Here is an 18,250-nt window from a genome sequence, read left to right on the forward strand (position 1 = left end):
CGATGAACGGAGTGGTTATGGGTGATCGGCACGACTATGTGGCCCTCGAATGGGTCAAAGGCGAGATTGCCGAAACACTGAAAGTGGCTCACCAGGCGATTGAAACGTTGCTTGATGACCCTCAGGCGACGCACGCCCTCAGTGAATGCCTGGCGTGCATCCATCAGGTTCACGGCAGCTTGCAGATGGTCGAGTTCTACGGCGCGGCCCTGCTCGCCGAAGAAATGGAACAACTGACCGCCGCCTTGCAGCAGAACCGCGTCATTCATCGTGACGAAGCGATCCACTTGTTGCTGCAAGCGATCGGTCAACTGCCGATCTATCTCGACCGCGTACAAGGCGCGCGCCGCGACCTGCCGCTGGTGGTGTTGCCGTTGATCAACGACCTGCGCAGTGCCCGTGGCGAAAGCCTGTTATCGGAAACCAGCCTGTTCACCCCGCAATTACCGGACTTGCCGCCACTGGATGACGAGGCGCTGGCGCTGCTGGAGCCGGCGGACCTGCCGAACGTGCTGCGCAAATTGCGCCAGATGTTGCAGATGGCCCTGGTCGGGTTGCTGCACGAACAGGATGACGACACCCATCTGGGTTACCTGAGCACAGTATTTTTACGCCTCGAAGGGCTGTGCGGGAATGCGCCGCTGAGCCCGTTGTGGCAAGTTGCCTCGGCGCTGGTCGAAGGCATGCGCGGGGGCTCGATCGCCAACAGCCCGGCCCTGCGCAGCCTGTTCAAGGACGCCGACAAAGAACTCAAGCGCCTGCTTGAACAGGGCATGTGCGCGATCAATCAGCCGGCGCCGCCGGAGTTGCTCAAGAGTTTGCTGTTTTACATCGCCAAAGCCGAACACCCCACCGGGCAGATGCTGACCATGAAAGATCGCTATGGACTGGACGATGCGCTGCCTGACAGCGCGATGGTCGACGAAGAACGGGCACGGCTGGCCGGCCCAGATCGTGATGCCATGCGCTCGGTGCTGGCCGCGCTGTGCGAAGAACTGGTGCGGGTCAAGGAACGCCTCGACCTGTTCGTGCGCAGCGACCGCCAGCATGCCTCAGACCTCGATAGCTTGCTGGCACCCTTGCGGCAAATCGCCGACACCCTGGCGGTGCTCGGTTTCGGCCAGCCGCGCAAGGTCATCATCGATCAGCTTGCGGTGGTGTTGAGCCTCGCTCAGGGGCAACGCGAACCCAACGACGCGATCCTGATGGATGTCGCCGGCGCCTTGCTTTACGTCGAGGCGACGCTCGCGGGGATGGTCGGCACGGTCGAGCCGGAGAGCCAGGAAGACAGCCGCCTGCCGACCACCGACCTGACGCAGATCCACCAGATCGTGATCAAGGAAGCACGCATCTGCCTGCAGCAGGCCAAGGACATGATCGTCGACTACATCGACGCCGACTGGGACCGCCAGCATTTGCAACCGTTGCCGGCCTTGCTCACCCAGGTGCGCGGCGCGCTGGCGATGATTCCGCTGAGCCGTGCGGCGAGCCTGATCGACGCCTGCAACCACTTTATCCGCGAGCATCTGCTGCTCGACCCGGACCAGCCTGGCTGGCAGGCGCTGGACAGCCTGGCCGACGTCATCACCAGCATCGAGTATTACCTTGAACGTCTGAGCGACGACGCTGAAGCGTCCGGTGAACAATTGCTCGACGTTGCGGAGAAGAGCCTGGCAGCGCTCGGCTTTTTCCCCAGCGAACACAATGTCCCTGTGCTGGATGAAGTGCTCAGCCCGAGTGAGGCGCAGGTGATGCAGGACCAGCAGGAACTGGACGATCCCGACGTCGTCCAGACCCTGGCCGATGTCCTCGCCAACCCGGTGTCGGCGGTCAATCCGCCCGCCCTGAATACGCCGGGCAGCCTGTTGCCACCGCCTCCGGGTGAAGAACCGGTAGACGATGAACTGCGCGAAGTCTTCCTCGAAGAAACCGACGAGGTCCTGGAAATCCTCCGGGAATACTTGCCGCGCTGGGCGGCCAACCCCGAGAGCGAATCGACCCTGGGCGAACTGCGCCGAGCTTTCCACACCCTCAAAGGCAGTGGCCGGATGGTGCGCGCGCTGGTGTTGGGTGAACTGGCGTGGGCCGTGGAAAACCTGCTCAACCGCGTGCTGGAACGCAGCGTTGAACCGGGGCCGGCGGTGCAGCAATTGCTCGGCGATGTATTGAACCTGCTGCCGGAGCTGGTGGCTGAATTTGCCGGCAATGCTCAGCGTCAGCGCAACGACGTCGACCAATTGGCCGCCCGCGCACACGCACTCGCCAAGGGTGACAAGCCGTTGGCCGATGAGGACGTGCAGGATGTCGCCGCCCTCGATCCGTTGTTGCTGGAGATCTTCCGCAACGAAGCCGAAACCCATCTGGCCAGCCTCAACCGCTTCCTCGATCAGGCCGCCGAACATTTGCCGTTGCAGGCCAGCGACGAACTGCAACGTGCCTTGCACACGCTCAAAGGCAGCGCCTCGATGGCTGGCGTGTTGCCGATTGCCGAGCTGGCGACGCCGCTGGACAAACTGGCCCGTGAATACAAGGCGCACCTGATCGCGCTGGACCTCGACGAAGTCGAACTGCTGCTGGAAGCCGAAGGCGTGTTCCGCGTCGGGCTGCGACAGCTCAAGGTCGATCCGTTGGCCGAGATTCCCGGGGCCCGTTCGTTGATCGAAAGAACCCAGGCGCTGCTGGCTGAACGCCTGGAAGCCCTGTTGAGCACGCCGAGCATGGCGCTCAGAACCAAGCGCGATCCGCAGTTGATCAACAATTTCCTGGCCCAGGGCATGGACATCCTGCTGGACGCCGAAAGCCTGTTGCAGCGTTGGCAGCAGCACCCCGGTGAACGTCAGGAACTCAGCGCGCTGTTGGATGAGTTGACCACCCTCGGCGAAGGCGCGCACCTGGCCGATCTGCATCCGGTGGATGAGCTCTGTGAAGCCTTGCTCGATCTCTACGGCGCCGTGGAAGAAAGCAGCCTGGCGGTCAGCGACCGGTTTTTCCACGAGGCGCAAAGTGCCCACGAAGCGCTGATCAACATGCTCGACGAACTCGCGGCCGGTCAGGAAGTCAGCCCGCAACCGGAGCGCATCCGGGCCTTGCGCGGCTTGCTCGATGAGAGCCTCGACCCATCGGCCATGGGCCTGATCCGCAGCGACGGCAGCCGCACCCTGAGCATTCGCGAACTAAGCAGCGCCACCGCCGAACTGGCACAAACCCCTGTAGGAGCCGGCTTGCCGGCGATGGACTCACAGGCGCCGCATTCATCCAGTGAAAACGCGTCATCGTTAACGACCATCGCCGGCAAGCCGGCTCCTACAGTGGACAGCGTTGTTGATCTGGACGACGAGATCGTTTCGATCTTCCTCGAAGAGGCGGTGGACATCCTCGAAAGCGCCGGTCAGGCCTTGCAGCGCTGGCTGAAAGACCCGGACAACGCCGCGCCGTTGCTGTCGTTGCAGCGAGATCTGCACACGCTCAAGGGCGGTGCGCGGATGGCCGAAGTCGAGCCGGTCGCAGGCCTCGCCCATGAGCTGGAAAGCCTTTACGAAGGGCTTGTCGATCGCCGTTACTGCCACAACGAAACCCTGGCGCAGCTGTTGCAACAGAGCCATGACCGACTGGCGCAACTGCTTGAGCAATTGCAGCACCACAAGCCACTGGGTGATCCGGGTGAGCTGATCGAAGCCATTCGCCAGTTCCGCCAAGGTAACGCCAGTGCGCCAGACGTCGCCGAGCCTGTGCGGGCCGAGGACTCGCCGGGGCATGATCCGGAGTTGCTGGAAATCTTCCTTGAGGAAGGTTTCGACATCATCGAAAACTCCGGCGCGGCGCTGGTTCGCTGGCAGGCCGAACCTGCCAATCGTCAGGAAATGGAAACGCTGCTGCGCGATCTGCACACCCTCAAGGGCGGTGCGCGGATGGTGGAAATCGGCCCGATCGGCGACCTCGCCCATGAGCTGGAATTTCTCTACGAAGGCTTGTCCGCCGGTGTGTTGAAACCGACCGCCGCGCTGTTCGGCCTGCTGCAAAGCAGCCATGACCGACTGGCGCAGATGCTCGACGCGACCCGCGCCGGTCAACCGTTGCCACCAGCGGATCGGCTGATCGATGCGATCAGGAATTTCAGCCATCCGGAAGTGCTGGAAACACCCGTTGCCACACCGGTTGCACCCAAGGTCGAGCCGCTTGCGCCACAAGCCGATACCGGTGCCGACATGGTCAAGGTCTCGGCGGAACTGCTCGACGATCTGGTTAACCTGGCCGGGGAAACTTCGATCTTCCGTGGCCGCATCGAACAGCAGGTCAACGATGCTCGCGTGGCGCTGAACGAAATGGAAACCACCATCGAGCGCATGCGCGACCAATTGCGCCGGCTCGATACCGAAACCCAGGGCAGGATTCTCAGCCGCCAGCAAGTCGACGCTGAACGCTCGGGCTACGAAGAATTCGATCCGCTGGAAATGGACCGTCACTCGCAGTTGCAGCAGCTGTCGCGGGCGCTGTTCGAATCCGCCTCTGACCTGCTTGACCTCAAGGAAACCCTCGACCGGCGCAATCAGGACGCGGAGAACCTGCTGCAACAGCAAGGCCGCATCAACACCGAATTGCAGGAAGGCCTGATGCGCTCGCGCATGGTGCCGTTCGAGCGGATGTTGCCGCGCTTGAAGCGCATCGTCCGCCAGGTCTCCAGCGAGCTGGGCAAGGAGGTGGAATTCGTGGTCGGCAACGCCGAAGGCGAGATGGACCGCAACGTCCTCGAACGCATGGCCGCGCCGCTGGAACACATGCTGCGCAACGCGGTGGACCATGGTCTCGAATCCGCAGACGTGCGCATCGCGGCCGGGAAACCGGCGCAAGGGCGGATCACCCTCGACCTGTCCCGCGAGGGCGGCGACATCATTTTCGACATCCGCGACGACGGCGCCGGCGTGCCGCTGGACGCGGTGCGGCGCAAGGCAATCAAGCGCGGGTTGCTCGCCGCTGACAGCGACATCAGCGACCGCGACGTGCTGCAGTTCATCCTGCAACCGGGGTTCTCCACGGCCGAGAAAATCACCCAGATTTCCGGGCGTGGCGTGGGCATGGACGTGGTTCATGAAGAAGTCCGGCAACTCGGCGGCACGATGAGCATCGACTCTGTGGCGGGGCAGGGCGTGCATTTTCGCATTCGCCTGCCGTTCACCGTGTCGGTCAACCGGGCGCTGATGGTGCAGTGCGCTGAGGATCAATATGCGATCCCGCTGAACACCATCGACGGCATCGTGCGTGTGTTGCCCAACGAACTCGAAGGGCATTACCGGCTCGATCCGCCGACTTACAAATACGCCGGGCAGCACTATGAACTGTGCTACCTCGGTGAACTGCTGAAAACCAGTACACGCCCGAAACTGTTGGGCCAGAGCCTGCCGTTGCCGGTATTGCTGGTGCAATGCAACGAGCGCCACATCGCGGTGCAGGTCGATGCCATGGCCGGCACCCGCGAGATTGTGGTGAAAAGCCTCGGCCCGCAATTTGCGGCGGTGCAGGGTTTGTCCGGGGCGACGATTCTGGGCGATGGCCGCGTGGTGCTGATTATCGATCTGCTGGCGCCGATCCGTGCGATGCAGGCGCAGGTGCCGCAACGACGGCTGCTTCAAGACCCTGAACCCGAGCCGCACAAGCCCTTGCTGGTCATGGTGGTCGACGACTCGGTCACCGTGCGCAAGGTCACCAGTCGTTTACTCGAACGCCACGGCATGAACGTGCTGACGGCCAAGGACGGCGTCGATGCCATGCTGCTGCTCGAAGATCACATGCCGGACCTGATGCTGCTGGACATCGAAATGCCGCGCATGGACGGTTTCGAAGTCGCCACCCAGGTGCGCGCCGACGAGCGACTGCAACACCTGCCGATCATTATGATCACCTCGCGCACCGGCCAGAAACACCGCGACCGCGCCATGGCCATCGGCGTCAACGACTACCTCGGCAAGCCGTATCAGGAATCGGTGCTGCTCGAAAGCATCGCCCTGTGGAGCAAAACCCATGCTTGAACATCGCACCAGCAACCTCACCGGGCTGCTGTTGCCCCTGGCTGACCGCAACCTGATTTTGCCCAACGTCGCGGTGGCGGAGTTGATCGACTATCAGCCGGGAGCCTTCGATCTCGATACGCCGCCGTGGTACCTGGGGCGGGTGAGCTGGCGGGAGCGGCAGATTCCGTTGCTGAGCTTTGAGTCGGCGTGCGGCGATAAAATCGTCATTGGCGAGCGCGCGCGGATCGTGATTCTCAATGCCCTGGGCGGGCGGCCTGAGCTGAAATTTATCGCGTTGCTGGTGCAGGGGATTCCTCGTTCCTACAAGCTCGACAGTCAGCTCAGCTATGTGGATGTGCCGTTATGTGCGCTGGAACAGGCGGCGGTGCAGGTGGGCGATCAAGTGGCCAAGGTGCCTGACTTGCTGGCGCTGGAGGAGTTGCTTGTGAGTGCCGGGTTGACCTGACTGGCCCCTTCGCGGGCAAGCCTCGCTCCTACAATGGATCGGGGCGCACACAAAACCCCTGTAGGAGCGAGGCTTGCCCGCGAAGGCGTCCGTCCTGCCAACCATTACCCTGACCGTAACGATCCGTCTCTCTGCTTGATTGATGCCCCCCACCCAACCCTCCTAAGGTGACTCCCACGACAGCGAACCCGTGGAGTGGTCATGACAACAACAATATCCCCCGACTCGCGATGGACGCGGCGGCGCAGCGAAAAGCAGCGGCGTCTGGCGTTGGTCAAGGGCCTGGCTGACGGTGTGGTGCTGCCCACCGACAACATCGTGGCAGCGCTGGAGGCGTTAATCCTGCCCGGCGACCGCGTGGTACTGGAGGGCAACAACCAGAAGCAGGCGGATTTCCTTTCGCGCTCCCTGGCCAAGGCCGATCCTGCCAGGCTCCACGACCTGCACATGATCATGCCCAGCGTCGGGCGCTCCGAGCATCTGGACCTGTTCGAACGCGGCATCGCCCGCAAGCTCGATTTCTCTTTCGCCGGCACCCAGAGCCTGCGCATCAGCCAATTGCTGGAAGACGGCCTGCTGGAAATCGGTGCGATCCACACCTACATCGAGCTCTACGCACGATTGGTGGTCGACCTGATTCCCAACGTCGTGCTCTCGGCCGGTTTCATGGCCGACCGCGCCGGCAACATCTACACCGGCCCCAGCACCGAAGACACGCCTGCATTGATCGAACCAGCGGCCTTCAGCGACGGCATCGTCATCGTTCAGGTGAACCAGCTTGTAGACGACGTCACTGACCTGCCTCGCGTCGACATCCCCGCGTCCTGGGTCGATTTCGTGGTGGTGGCCGACAAGCCGTTCTACATCGAGCCGCTGTTCACCCGCGACCCACGGCACATCAAGCCTGTGCACGTGCTGATGGCGATGATGGCGATCCGCGGAATCTACGAAAAACACAACGTGCAGTCGCTGAACCACGGCATCGGTTTCAACACTGCCGCCATCGAACTGATCCTGCCGACCTACGGCGAATCCCTCGGCCTCAAAGGCAAGATCTGCCGCAACTGGACGCTCAATCCACACCCGACCTTGATCCCGGCCATCGAAAGCGGCTGGGTCGAAAGCGTGCATTGCTTCGGCACCGAACTGGGCATGGAAAACTACATTGCTGCGCGGCCGGACGTGTTCTTCACCGGGCGCGACGGGTCGCTGCGTTCCAACCGGATGTTCAGCCAACTGGCGGGGCAATACGCGGTGGACCTGTTCATCGGCGCGACCCTGCAAGTCGATGGCGATGGCCATTCCTCCACCGTGACTCGCGGGCGCCTGGCCGGTTTCGGTGGGGCGCCAAACATGGGGCACGACCCGCGTGGGCGGCGTCACGGCACGCCGGCCTGGCTCGACATGCGCCACGGCGATGCGCCGGAACCCTTGCTCGAACGCGGCAAAAAACTCGTGGTGCAAATGGTCGAGACGTTCCAGGAGGGCGGCAAACCGACCTTCGTCGAAACCCTCGACGCGATTGAAGTGGCGAAGAAAAGCGGCATGCCGCTGGCGCCGATCATGATTTACGGCGACGACGTCACCCACCTGCTGACCGAAGAAGGCATCGCCTATTTGTACAAGGCACGTTCGCTGGAAGAGCGTCAGGCAATGATCGCCGCCGTCGCTGGGGTGACTGCCATCGGCCTGCGTCACAACCCGAAAGACACCGCCCGGATGCGTCGCGAAGGCTTGATCGCCTTGCCTGAAGACCTCGGCATCCGTCGCACCGACGCCACCCGCGAATTGCTCGCCGCCAAAAGCGTGGCCGATCTGGTCGAGTGGTCCGGTGGCCTCTACAACCCGCCCGCCAAGTTCAGGAGCTGGTAATGCACGCATTCAACCTGCAACCCAAACCTCTGTCGCTGGCCGAACGGCTGGCGGACCTGGCAGTGGACGCGCTGATCGACGAAGCGGACCTGTCGCCGAAACCGGCGCTGGTGGATCGTCGCGGCAATGGCGCACACACCGATTTGCACCTCGGGCTGATGCACGCTTCGGCGTTGTCGCTGTGGCCAGCATTCAAGGAAATGGCGGAATCGGCCATCGCGTTTGGCGAAGTCGGTGTACCGCTGCGCGAAGCGATTGGGCGGATTGGCCGGGAAGGCGAGCAAACCATGCTCGCCACCACGAACGGTGTGAATACACATCGGGGCGCGATCTGGGCGTTGGGCCTGCTGGTCACTGCCGCCGCGCTGGACTGCTCGAATATCCACGCAAGCACGGTGACGCTGCGCGCCGCCCGACTGGCGATACTTGACGACCGATATGCCCCGCGTCCTCTGAGCCACGGCGCGCAAGTCGCTCAACGCTACGGCGCGCGCGGTGCCCGTGAAGAAGCCCAGCTCGGTTTCCCTTCGGTGATTCAACGCGCACTGCCGCAACTCAAACGCAGCCGCGCCGCCGGCCATGGCGAACAGAACGCCCGGCTCGATGCGCTGCTGGCGATCATGACTCAACTGAGTGACACCTGCGTGCTCTACCGCGCCGGCGAACAAGGCCTGCACACCATGCAACTCGGCGCCCAGGCAGTGCTCGACGCGGGTGGCAGCGCCAGCCTTGCCGGTCGCCGTCGCTTGCATGAACTGGACGAACAATTAATCGCGTTGAATGCCTCGCCCGGCGGTGCTGCGGACTTGCTCGCAGCCTGCCTGTTCATCGACCGCATTGCGTCGGCTGACGGCATCAACCAGGGAGCGTTTTGATGGAAACCTTATCCTTTGAATTCCCCGCCGGGCAGCCGCCACGCGGTCGCACGCTGGTGGGTTGTGTCGGTTCGGGCGATCTGGAAGTGCTGATCGAACCGGGTCAGGCGGGCAAGCTGACCATCAAGGTGCAGACCTCGGTCAATGGCGCCGAACAACGCTGGCAGCATCTGTTCGCACGGATGTTCGACGGCCAGACACCACCGGCAATGGCCATCGATATCCACGATTTCGGCGCGACCCCCGGCGTGGTGCGCTTGCGTCTGGAACAAGGCTTTGAGGAGATCGGCCATGACTGACAGTGCAGCGCTCCCCCAGCCATACCTACAAAGACGCAGCTTCATCGAACTCGGCGCGCGGCAACGGGCGAAAGCCTTGCTCGATGCCGGTACCTTCCGCGAATTGCTCGACCCGTTTCAACGCGTCATGTCGCCCTGGCTGTCGCGCCAGGGCGTGGTGCCGCAAGCTGATGACGGCGTGGTGATTGCCAAGGGCAGCCTCGGCGGTTTGCCGGTGGTGATCGCCGCCATCGAAGGCGCTTTCCAGGGCGGCAGCCTCGGTGAAGTCGGCGGGGCGAAGATTGCCGGTGCGCTGGAACTCGCCGCTGAAGACAACCGCAACGGCATTCCAACCCGCGCCGTGTTGCTGCTGGAAACCGGCGGCGTGCGCTTGCAGGAAGCCAACCTCGGGTTGGCGGCGATTGCCGACATTCATGCGGCGATTGTCGATCTGCGCCAGTACCAACCGGTGATCGGCGTGGTGGCGGGCAGCGTCGGCTGCTTTGGCGGGATGTCGATTGCCGCCGGGTTGTGCAGCTATTTGTTGGTGACTCAGGAAGCGCGTCTTGGCCTGAACGGCCCACAGGTGATCGAACAGGAAGCCGGGCTTGAGGAATACGACTCCCGCGACCGTCCGTTCATCTGGAGCCTGACCGGTGGCGAGCAACGCTTTGCCAGCGGTCTGGTGGATCGCTTTGTCGCTGACGATGTGGCGCAGGTCCGGCAGCAGGTCAGTGACTTGCTGCAACAAGGCTTGCCGGAACAACAACGCAGTCGTCAGGCCGATTTGTTCCTGCAACGGCTGGCCCGCCTGGACGCCGAGCCGCAAATCGATGCGGCAACGGTTCGCGATCTGTATCAAGGAGAGCGCTCATGAGTTCGTATTCCCTGAGAGGTTTGAACTGGTTCAACGCCTTGAGTGCAGGCGCGAAACCGGTGGTGGGTTTGCCCGCGTCGCTGAAAGTCGCTGATGGTGTGGTGGGCGAACAACCGGTCCGGTTTGTCGCGGTGGTGGCAGATCCCGACAACCGTTTCGTCCGCGCTCGCAACGGTGAAGTGGGCTTGCTGGAAGGTTGGGGCTTGGCCAAGGCGGTGGATGAAATCATCGTGGCTGACGCTGATAAATCGCATAAGCGCGCCGTGATCGCGATCATCGATGTGCCGAGTCAGGCTTACGGTCGGCGCGAAGAAGCGTTGGGCATTCATCAGGCCTTGGCGGGCGCGGCGGACAGTTATGCCCGCGCCCGGTTGGCTGGCCACGCCGTGATTGGTTTGCTGGTGGGCAAGGCGATGTCCGGAGCGTTTTTGGCTCATGGCTACCAGGCCAATCGGCTGATCGCCCTGCGTGATCCGGGCGTGATGGTGCATGCGATGGGCAAGGCGTCAGCGGCGCGGGTGACCTTGCGCAGTGTCGAAGAATTGGAAGCACTGGCCGCCAGCGTGCCGCCGATGGCGTATGACATCGACAGCTACGCCAGTCTCGGTTTGCTCTGGGAAACCTTGTCGGTGGACCAGATTGAGCAGCCGACATCAGCGGATCTGGCGCGAGTGACGGAATGCCTGAATCTGGCGATTGGCGATGTTGCCGCAAGCGGTCGCGATTTGAGCAGCCGTTTGGGCGCGAGCAACCGCGCCGCGTCGAGCACGGTTCGCCAACTGCTGAGAGCACAGTGGTGAACACGTTTCTGGCTCACGACCTGCTGTGGGGGATGACCCCGGAGCAGTTGCCTGCGCAGGCGCCTGCGTGGGTGATCGAGTCGATCAGCGCGGGTCAGCCGGTGGTGGTTCGGCGTGCGTTGAGTACGCCGGGTTTCATCGCGGTCGGGGTGCGTGGACGGTTGCGTGAGCAGCGGTATGCGACGGTGATGGCGGTCGATGCGGTTCAGCGTCGCGTCACACCGGAAGCGCTGTGTCATGTCTCGATCGATCGGGATTTGCCCGCCGTGCAGGCCCTCAACCAATTGCGGCCGTTGCTTGATGGCTGCGGTTGGGTGTGGGGCGTCAGCGGCAGTGCCGGATTTGAATTGGCCAGTGGCGTTGTTGCTTTGCATGAGAGCAGCGATCTGGATTTGATCCTGCGTACGCCGCAGGTTCTGGAACGGTTAAAGGCGCAGGAACTGCTGACGATTCTGGACCGCGCCAAGTGCCAGGTGGACATGCAATTGCAGACGCCGTTTGGCGCCGTCGCCCTGCGTGAATGGGCCGGTCCTGCGCGTCGGGTGTTGCTGAAAAACGCGAGTGAAGCCTGCCTTGTGATCGATCCGTGGAACCCGCAGGAGCAAGCAGCGTGAGCAGTTTGCTGGTGTTCCCCGGCCAGGGCGCGCAGCAGCCGGGCATGCTCCATCGTTTGCCTCGCGAGACGGTGATCGAGGCGAGCGAAGTGCTTGGCGAAGATGCTTTGCTGCTGGATTGCGCTGAAGCATTGAAGTCGACACGGGCGGTTCAGCTGTGCCTGTTGATTGCCGGTGTCGCGGCTTCGCGTCAGTTATCGATGACGCCGGATTACGTGGCGGGCTTGTCCATTGGTGCTTATCCGGCCGCCGTGGTTTCGGGTGCCTTGAGCTTCAGCGATGCGCTGCATCTGGTCAGCCTGCGCGGTGAATTGATGCAGCAGGCTTATCCACAGGGCTACGGCATGACCGCGATCATCGGTCTCGATTTATCCACAGTGGAAGGCTTGCTGGCGCAGGTTCACAGCGTCGATACGCCGGTTTACCTGGCCAACATCAACGCCGATAACCAGGTGGTGATTGCCGGCAGCGACGGTGCGATGAAGGCCGTCGCCGAGTTGGCGAAAGGGCGCGGCGCAGGCCTGGCCAAGCGACTTGCCGTCAGCGTGCCGTCGCACTGCCCGCTGCTGGATGCGCCGGCGAAAATACTGGCCGAAGCTTTCACCCGCGTGCAGTTGAAAAGCCCGTCGGTGGGTTACCTGAGCGGCAGTCGCGCGCGGCCAATCATCAACATCGAAGCCCTGCGCGAAGACCTGGCTTACAACATGTGCCGCATCGTCGATTGGCGCGGCACGGTACAAAGCGCCTACGAGCGCGGCGTACGGCTACAAATCGAACTGCCGCCCGGTGCGGTGCTGACCGGGCTGGCGCGCCGGGTGTTCGAGCAGGGCACCGTGATTGCCTTCGACGGGGCGCGGCTCGACACCTTGCAGGCGCTGTTGCGTGAGGAGGGAAGCCACCAACTCTAGACCTCCGACTCAGGCCTTCGAACAACAAAAACAACATTCGACGATGCACTTTGAGGACTACAACAATGATTATTTACGGTGTGGCGCTGTTGGCGATCTGTACGCTGGCAGGGGTGATTCTGGGCGATGCGCTGGGCGTATTGCTGGGCGTCAAATCCAATGTGGGCGGGGTCGGGATCGCGATGATCCTGCTGATCTGCGCACGGTTGTGGATGCACAAGCGCGGCGGCATGACCAAGGATTGCGAGATGGGCGTCGGCTTCTGGGGCGCCATGTACATTCCGGTGGTGGTGGCGATGGCGGCGCAACAGAACGTCGTGACCGCCTTGCACGGCGGCCCGGTGGCGGTGCTCGCGGCCATCGGTTCGGTGGTGCTCTGCGGCTGCACCATTGCCCTGATCAGCCGGACCCACAAAGGCGAACCGTTGCCTGATGAGCCTGCGGAACTCACGCCCGTTGGCACGCCAGTAGGAGGCCGCTGATATGTTGGAAGTCATCGAGAAGGGCTTGGCAACTAACGGTCTGGTCACGGCGTTCGCGTTCGTTGGCGTGATCATGTGGGTGTCGGTGGTGTTGTCCAAGCGCCTGACGTTCGGACGGATTCATGGCTCGGCGATTGCCATTGTCATCGGCCTGGTCCTGGCGTGGGTCGGCGGCACCATGACCGGCGGGCAAAAAGGCCTGGCGGACCTGACACTGTTCTCGGGTATCGGTTTGATGGGCGGGGCGATGCTGCGCGACTTTGCCATCGTCGCCACGGCGTTCGAAGTGCAGGCCACCGAAGCGAAAAAGGCCGGGATGATCGGCGTGATCGCGTTGTTGCTGGGCACGGTGTTGCCGTTCATTGTCGGGGCGAGCATTGCCTGGGTGTTCGGTTATCGCGATGCAATCAGCATGACCACCATCGGTGCGGGCGCGGTGACGTACATCGTCGGGCCGGTGACTGGCGCGGCGATTGGCGCGAGTTCCGATGTGGTCGCATTGTCGATTGCCACCGGGTTGATCAAGGCGATTCTGGTGATGGTCGGCACGCCGATGGCGGCGCGCTGGATGGGGTTGGATAACCCGCGCTCGGCGATGGTGTTTGGCGGGTTGGCCGGTACGGTCAGCGGTGTGACCGCCGGATTGGCGGCGACGGATCGGCGGTTGGTGCCTTATGGCGCATTGACGGCGACGTTCCACACCGGGCTTGGGTGTTTGCTTGGGCCATCGCTGCTGTATTTCATTGTTCGCGGGATTGTTGGTTAGTCCGATGATTTATCGCTGATTGTTCTGACGTCTTCGCGGGCAAGCCTCGCTCCTACAGAGACTGCATATCCCTGTAGGAGCGAGGCTTGCCCGCGAAGGGTGCGACGTGGTCTTAAGCCTGGCGATTGGCATACATCCGACACTCCGCCAGCAGCGCCAGCAAATTCGGATCGCGCTCCTTGGCCTTCAAAAACACCACGCCGATGTGCTGCTGCAACCGATACTTTTCCTGCAACGGAATCAGTTTCACCCGGTTCTCATACACCGCTGCAATCCTTCCTGGCAGCAACGCATAACCCACCCCCGAACTGACCATGCTCAGCAGGGTGAAGATGTCGTTGACCTGCATCGCCACCTTCGGCTCGAACCCCGCCTGCTTGAACACCCGATTGCCATCCTGGTGCGTGGCGAAGCCTTGGGTCAGGGTAATGAACGTCTCGTCGCGGACTTCGGCCAGATCGACTTCCGCGCGCTGGGCAAACTTCGAATCCGCCGGGGTGGCCAGGAAAATATCATCGGAAAACAGCGGGATCTGCTCGCAATCCGGGTCATTCACGCTCTCGTCCAAAGACACCAGGATCGCGTCGACTTCCATGTTCTTGAGCTTGTACAACAGGTCGAAATTCGAGCCGAGGATCAGGTCGATGTTGAGTTCGCTGCGGCGGATTTTCAGGCCCATGATCAGTTGCGGAACGGTCTTCACTGTCAGCGAATACAACGAACCCAGCTTGAAGCGCTCAGCCGAGAAGCCTGCGGCTTCGCGGGTCAGGCGCACGGTTTCGACCACGTCCTGAATCAGCTTCTGTGCCCGTTCTTCCAGTACGTAGGCGCTTTCCAGCGGCGTCAGGTTACGGCCTTCGTGCTTGAACAGCGGGCAGCGCAGGGCGCTTTCCAGGGAGTGGATCGCCCGGTGCACACTGACGTTGCTGGTCTGCAATTCGGCAGCGGCGCGAGCCAGATTGCCGGTGCGCATGAAGGCGAGGAACACCTCGAGTTTTTTCAGGGTCAACTCTTCATCGATCAGCATGGGCGTGACTCTTATTCGAATGGCTCGATTGTGCCTAATTCTCTGGCCTCACGCAGACCTTTGTAGGAGCCAGCTTGCTGGCGATGGCGGCCTTGAAATTATCGTAACGCTTGAGGGCCAATCGCCGGCAAGCCGGCTCCTACAGGGTGCGAGGGTGTACTGAAGAGTTGCGCTTTTACGCTTGAGGCCTGAGCCTTGCGCAACGCTGCATTGGATTGTGAGGTGAGCAACACATGTACCACGGGGAAAGATTGAACGCCTGGACGCATCTGGTCGGGGCGGTGGCGGCGACGGTCGGGGTGGTGTGGATGCTGGTGATCGCCGGCATGGACGGCAGCCCTTGGAAGATCGTCAGCGTGGCGATTTACGGTTTCACCTTGATGGTGCTCTACAGCGCATCGACCGTTTACCACAGCGTGCGCGGGCGCAAGAAAGCGATCATGCAGAAGGTCGATCACTTTTCGATCTACCTGTTGATCGCCGGCAGCTACACACCGTTTTGCCTGGTGACCCTGCGCGGGCCGTGGGGCTGGACGTTGTTCGGGATTGTCTGGGGGCTGGCGTTGATCGGCATCCTTCAGGAGATCAAGCCGCGTTCGGAAGCGCGGATCCTGTCGATCGTGATTTACGCGGTGATGGGCTGGATCGTGCTGGTGGCGGTCAAGCCGCTATTGGCGGCGCTGGGCACGGCCGGGTTTGCCTGGCTGGCCTCGGGCGGGATTTTGTACACCGTGGGGATTATCTTTTTTGCACTGGATCATCGGCTGCGGCATGCGCACGGGATCTGGCATTTGTTCGTGATCGCGGGGAGTTTGCTGCACTTTGTGGCGATTATGTTTTACGTCTTGTAGGAGCGAGGCTTGCCCGCGAAGCAGTCGCCGCGGTCTACCTGGCGAACCGCGTTATCGTTCTTCGCGGGCAAGCCTCGCTCCTACAGGCGATGGAGCCCTAGAAGTCGCCCCAAAGCTGTTGGGCCACCGCAAGCGCCACCACCGGCGCGGTCTCGGTGCGCAACACCCGAGGCCCGAGGCGCGCAGCGTGGAACCCCGCAGCCTTGGCCTGATCAACCTCAGCATCGGACAACCCACCCTCAGGCCCGATCAGAAACGCCAGCGTCGCCGGTTTGGCATGACTCACCAACGGCTCAGCCACCGGATGCAGCACCAACTTCAACTCCGCCTCGGTCTGCTTCAACCAGTCGGCCAACAACACCGGCGGGTGAATCACCGGCACCCGTGAACGCCCGCATTGCTCGCACGCGCTGATCGCCACCTGGCGCCAGTGCATCAGGCGTTTGTCGGCGCGCTCGTCCTTCAAGCGGACTTCACAGCGGTCGCTGAAGATCGGGGTGATTTCGGTCACGCCCAGTTCGGTGGCTTTCTGAATCGCCCAGTCCATCCGCTCGCCACGGGACAGGCCCTGGCCGAGATGGATCTGCAGCGGCGATTCGATTTGCCCGGCGAAGCTTTCGTCGATCTGTACCACGACGCGCTTCTTGCCGACCTCGACCAGCTTCGCGCGAAACTCATGACCCGAACCGTCGAACAGTTGCAACGCATCACCCTCGGCCATGCGCAGCACGCGGCTGATGTAATGGGCCTGTGCCTCGGGCAACTCGTGCTCGCCAGTGCTCAGGGGGGCGTCGATGAAAAAGCGGGACAGTCTCATGCGGGTTCTCTGAAAAAGGTGTTGGTCGTCTTTGTGGGAGCGAGCCTGCTCGCGATAGCATCACCGAGGATGATCAGAAAGACCTCGGCGTCAGCATCGCGAGCAGGCTCGCTCCCACATTGATCGCTGTGTGTGATCAATCAACCCGGATCGCGGAAACCGGGGTGGAAATCCTGCGGCACCGACACGCTCACACTGTTGCGTGTCGCAATGTCGATCCCTTCACTGGCCACTTCCGCCAGAAAGTCGATCTGCTCCGGGGTGATCACGTACGGCGGCAGGAAATACACCACGCTGCCCAGCGGTCGAAGTAAAGCACCGCGTTCCAGCGCGTGCTGGAACACCTTCAAGCCACGACGTTCCTGCCACGGATAAGCTTCCTTGGTCGCCTTGTCCTTGACCATCTCGATGGCCAGCACCATGCCGGTCTGACGCACTTCCGAGACGTTCGGATGATCGGCCAGGTGCGCGGTGGAGGAGGCCATGCGCTGGGCCAGCGCCTTGTTGTTCTCGATCACGTTATCTTCTTCGAAGATATCCAGCGTCGCCAACGCCGCCGCGCACGCCAGCGGATTGCCGGTGTAGCTGTGCGAATGCAGGAACGCGCGCAAGGTCGGGTAGTCGTCGTAGAACGCGCTGTAGACATCTTCCGTCGTCACGCACGCCGCCAGCGGCAGGTAACCGCCGGTCAGGGCCTTGGACAGGCAGAGGAAATCCGGGCGGATGCCGGCCTGTTCGCAGGCGAACATCGTTCCGGTGCGGCCGAAGCCGACGGCGATTTCGTCGTGGATCAGGTGCACGCCATAACGGTCGCAGGCTTCGCGCAGCAGTTTCAGGTAAACCGGGTGATACATGCGCATGCCGCCGGCGCCCTGGATCAGCGGCTCGACGATCACCGCCGCGACGGTGTCGTGGTTTTCGGCCAGGGTCTGTTCCATCGCGGCGAACATGTTCCGCGAGTGTTCTTCCCAGCCCATGCCTTCAGGGCGCAGGTAACAATCGGGGCTCGGCACCTTGATGGTGTCCAGCAGCAACGCCTTGTAGGTTTCGGTGAACAGCGGCACATCGCCCACCGACATCGCCGCCATGGTTTCGCCGTGGTAGCTGTTGGTCAGGGTGACGAAGCGCTTCTTGTTCGGCTGGCCGCGGTTCAGCCAGTAGTGAAAGCTCATTTTCAGCGCGACTTCGATGCAGGACGAACCGTTATCGGCGTAGAAGCATCGGGTCAGGCCTTCCGGCGTCATCTTCACCAGACGCTCGGACAACTCGATCACCGGCTGATGGCTGAAACCGGCGAGGATCACGTGTTCCAGCTGATCGACCTGATCCTTGATGCGCTGGTTGATGCGCGGGTTGGCGTGGCCGAACACGTTGACCCACCAGGAGCTGACGGCGTCGAGGTAGCGTTTGCCTTCGAAGTCTTCCAGCCACACGCCTTCACCGCGCTTGATCGGGATCAGCGGCAGCTGTTCGTGGTCTTTCATCTGGGTGCAGGGATGCCACAACACGGCGAGATCGCGTTGCATCCACTGATTATTCAGGCCCATTTCCAGTCTCCTCGAGGCGGTCCGCGACAGGCGCGGACATACAATCGCGCAAGCCTATGCAATGC

Annotated in this window: 15 protein-coding genes; 12 read left to right on the forward strand and 3 right to left on the reverse strand. The window is 62.3% G+C overall.

Annotated elements, in window-relative coordinates:
- The first annotated feature begins 17 nt into the window (after positions 1-17).
- The 11 genes from IB246_RS07035 (at position 18) to madM (ending at position 13,943) form a co-directional block, all read left to right on the forward strand.
- Positions 18-6,023 carry an Hpt domain-containing protein gene (locus IB246_RS07035; RefSeq protein WP_008045058.1) on the forward strand — a complete coding sequence of 2,002 codons (6,006 nt, stop codon included), beginning with the start codon at positions 18-20 and terminating at the stop codon, positions 6,021-6,023.
- Complete coding sequence (locus IB246_RS07040) at positions 6,016-6,471, forward strand: chemotaxis protein CheW (RefSeq protein ID WP_008045056.1); 456 nt, start codon at positions 6,016-6,018, stop codon at positions 6,469-6,471. The genes IB246_RS07035 and IB246_RS07040 overlap by 8 nt, the downstream gene beginning before the upstream one ends.
- 201 nt (positions 6,472-6,672) lie before the next feature.
- On the forward strand, positions 6,673-8,343 hold the full coding sequence (gene mdcA / locus IB246_RS07045; protein WP_008026213.1) for a malonate decarboxylase subunit alpha: 1,671 nt from the start codon (positions 6,673-6,675) through the stop codon (positions 8,341-8,343).
- The gene (locus IB246_RS07050) at positions 8,343-9,218 is read left to right on the forward strand and encodes a triphosphoribosyl-dephospho-CoA synthase (RefSeq protein WP_008045054.1); all 876 of its coding nucleotides are present in this window, start codon (positions 8,343-8,345) and stop codon (positions 9,216-9,218) included. The genes mdcA and IB246_RS07050 overlap by 1 nt, the downstream gene beginning before the upstream one ends.
- Positions 9,218-9,517, forward strand: coding sequence for a malonate decarboxylase subunit delta (locus IB246_RS07055; RefSeq protein WP_008026217.1), 300 nt, complete (start codon positions 9,218-9,220; stop codon positions 9,515-9,517). Before IB246_RS07050 ends, IB246_RS07055 begins: the two co-directional genes overlap by 1 nt.
- Positions 9,510-10,373 (forward strand): biotin-independent malonate decarboxylase subunit beta, encoded by an 864-nt coding sequence (locus IB246_RS07060; protein WP_008045051.1) that lies wholly within the window; start codon positions 9,510-9,512, stop codon positions 10,371-10,373. The genes IB246_RS07055 and IB246_RS07060 overlap by 8 nt, the downstream gene beginning before the upstream one ends.
- On the forward strand, positions 10,370-11,173 hold the full coding sequence (mdcE, locus tag IB246_RS07065; RefSeq protein ID WP_008045049.1) for a biotin-independent malonate decarboxylase subunit gamma: 804 nt from the start codon (positions 10,370-10,372) through the stop codon (positions 11,171-11,173). Before IB246_RS07060 ends, mdcE begins: the two co-directional genes overlap by 4 nt.
- Positions 11,167-11,787, forward strand: a complete 621-nt coding sequence (locus IB246_RS07070; RefSeq protein ID WP_008045048.1) for a malonate decarboxylase holo-ACP synthase — start codon at positions 11,167-11,169, stop codon at positions 11,785-11,787. The genes mdcE and IB246_RS07070 overlap by 7 nt, the downstream gene beginning before the upstream one ends.
- The gene (gene mdcH, locus IB246_RS07075) at positions 11,784-12,695 is read left to right on the forward strand and encodes a malonate decarboxylase subunit epsilon (RefSeq protein ID WP_008045047.1); all 912 of its coding nucleotides are present in this window, start codon (positions 11,784-11,786) and stop codon (positions 12,693-12,695) included. Before IB246_RS07070 ends, mdcH begins: the two co-directional genes overlap by 4 nt.
- 65 nt (positions 12,696-12,760) lie before the next feature.
- Positions 12,761-13,177: a malonate transporter subunit MadL gene (gene madL, locus IB246_RS07080; protein ID WP_008045046.1), complete on the forward strand. Its 417-nt coding sequence runs from the start codon at positions 12,761-12,763 to the stop codon at positions 13,175-13,177.
- A 1-nt stretch (position 13,178) separates the two neighbouring features.
- Entirely contained in the window at positions 13,179-13,943 is a 765-nt protein-coding gene (madM, locus tag IB246_RS07085) for a malonate transporter subunit MadM (RefSeq protein WP_008026230.1), read from the forward strand.
- A gap of 112 nt (positions 13,944-14,055) precedes the next feature.
- Here madM and IB246_RS07090 read toward each other — a convergent pair whose 3' ends face one another.
- The gene (locus tag IB246_RS07090; RefSeq protein ID WP_008045045.1) at positions 14,056-14,970 is read right to left on the reverse strand and encodes a LysR substrate-binding domain-containing protein; all 915 of its coding nucleotides are present in this window, start codon (positions 14,968-14,970) and stop codon (positions 14,056-14,058) included.
- 233 nt (positions 14,971-15,203) lie between these two features.
- On the opposite strand from IB246_RS07090, the gene trhA reads away from it, so the two are divergent.
- Entirely contained in the window at positions 15,204-15,821 is a 618-nt protein-coding gene (gene trhA, locus IB246_RS07095) for a PAQR family membrane homeostasis protein TrhA (protein ID WP_008033324.1), read from the forward strand.
- A 97-nt stretch (positions 15,822-15,918) separates the two neighbouring features.
- On the opposite strand, the gene IB246_RS07100 is transcribed toward trhA, so the two are convergent.
- Together IB246_RS07100 and IB246_RS07105 are read right to left on the reverse strand one after the other, a co-directional pair.
- Positions 15,919-16,638 carry a 16S rRNA (uracil(1498)-N(3))-methyltransferase gene (locus tag IB246_RS07100; RefSeq protein WP_008045041.1) on the reverse strand — a complete coding sequence of 240 codons (720 nt, stop codon included), beginning with the start codon at positions 16,636-16,638 and terminating at the stop codon, positions 15,919-15,921.
- Between the two features lie 140 nt (positions 16,639-16,778).
- Positions 16,779-18,185 carry an adenosylmethionine--8-amino-7-oxononanoate transaminase gene (locus tag IB246_RS07105; protein ID WP_008045039.1) on the reverse strand — a complete coding sequence of 469 codons (1,407 nt, stop codon included), beginning with the start codon at positions 18,183-18,185 and terminating at the stop codon, positions 16,779-16,781.
- Positions 18,186-18,250 lie beyond the last annotated feature (65 nt).

The sequence above is a fragment of the Pseudomonas sp. PDM01 genome, from assembly GCF_014852325.1.
In the GTDB taxonomy this organism is placed as follows: domain Bacteria; phylum Pseudomonadota; class Gammaproteobacteria; order Pseudomonadales; family Pseudomonadaceae; genus Aquipseudomonas; species Aquipseudomonas migulae.

Coding starts and splice junctions, on each gene's coding strand:
- madL (WP_008045046.1), top strand. CDS start 12,761: ATGATTATTTACGGTGTGGCGCTGTTGGCGATCTGTACGCTGGCAGGG.
- IB246_RS07040 (WP_008045056.1), top strand. CDS start 6,016: ATGCTTGAACATCGCACCAGCAACCTCACCGGGCTGCTGTTGCCCCTG.
- IB246_RS07100 (WP_008045041.1), bottom strand. CDS start 16,638: ATGAGACTGTCCCGCTTTTTCATCGACGCCCCCCTGAGCACTGGCGAG.
- IB246_RS07105 (WP_008045039.1), bottom strand. CDS start 18,185: ATGGGCCTGAATAATCAGTGGATGCAACGCGATCTCGCCGTGTTGTGG.
- IB246_RS07090 (WP_008045045.1), bottom strand. CDS start 14,970: ATGCTGATCGATGAAGAGTTGACCCTGAAAAAACTCGAGGTGTTCCTC.
- trhA (WP_008033324.1), top strand. CDS start 15,204: ATGTACCACGGGGAAAGATTGAACGCCTGGACGCATCTGGTCGGGGCG.
- IB246_RS07055 (WP_008026217.1), top strand. CDS start 9,218: ATGGAAACCTTATCCTTTGAATTCCCCGCCGGGCAGCCGCCACGCGGT.
- IB246_RS07035 (WP_008045058.1), top strand. CDS start 18: ATGGGTGATCGGCACGACTATGTGGCCCTCGAATGGGTCAAAGGCGAG.
- madM (WP_008026230.1), top strand. CDS start 13,179: ATGTTGGAAGTCATCGAGAAGGGCTTGGCAACTAACGGTCTGGTCACG.
- mdcA (WP_008026213.1), top strand. CDS start 6,673: ATGACAACAACAATATCCCCCGACTCGCGATGGACGCGGCGGCGCAGC.
- mdcE (WP_008045049.1), top strand. CDS start 10,370: ATGAGTTCGTATTCCCTGAGAGGTTTGAACTGGTTCAACGCCTTGAGT.
- IB246_RS07060 (WP_008045051.1), top strand. CDS start 9,510: ATGACTGACAGTGCAGCGCTCCCCCAGCCATACCTACAAAGACGCAGC.
- IB246_RS07050 (WP_008045054.1), top strand. CDS start 8,343: ATGCACGCATTCAACCTGCAACCCAAACCTCTGTCGCTGGCCGAACGG.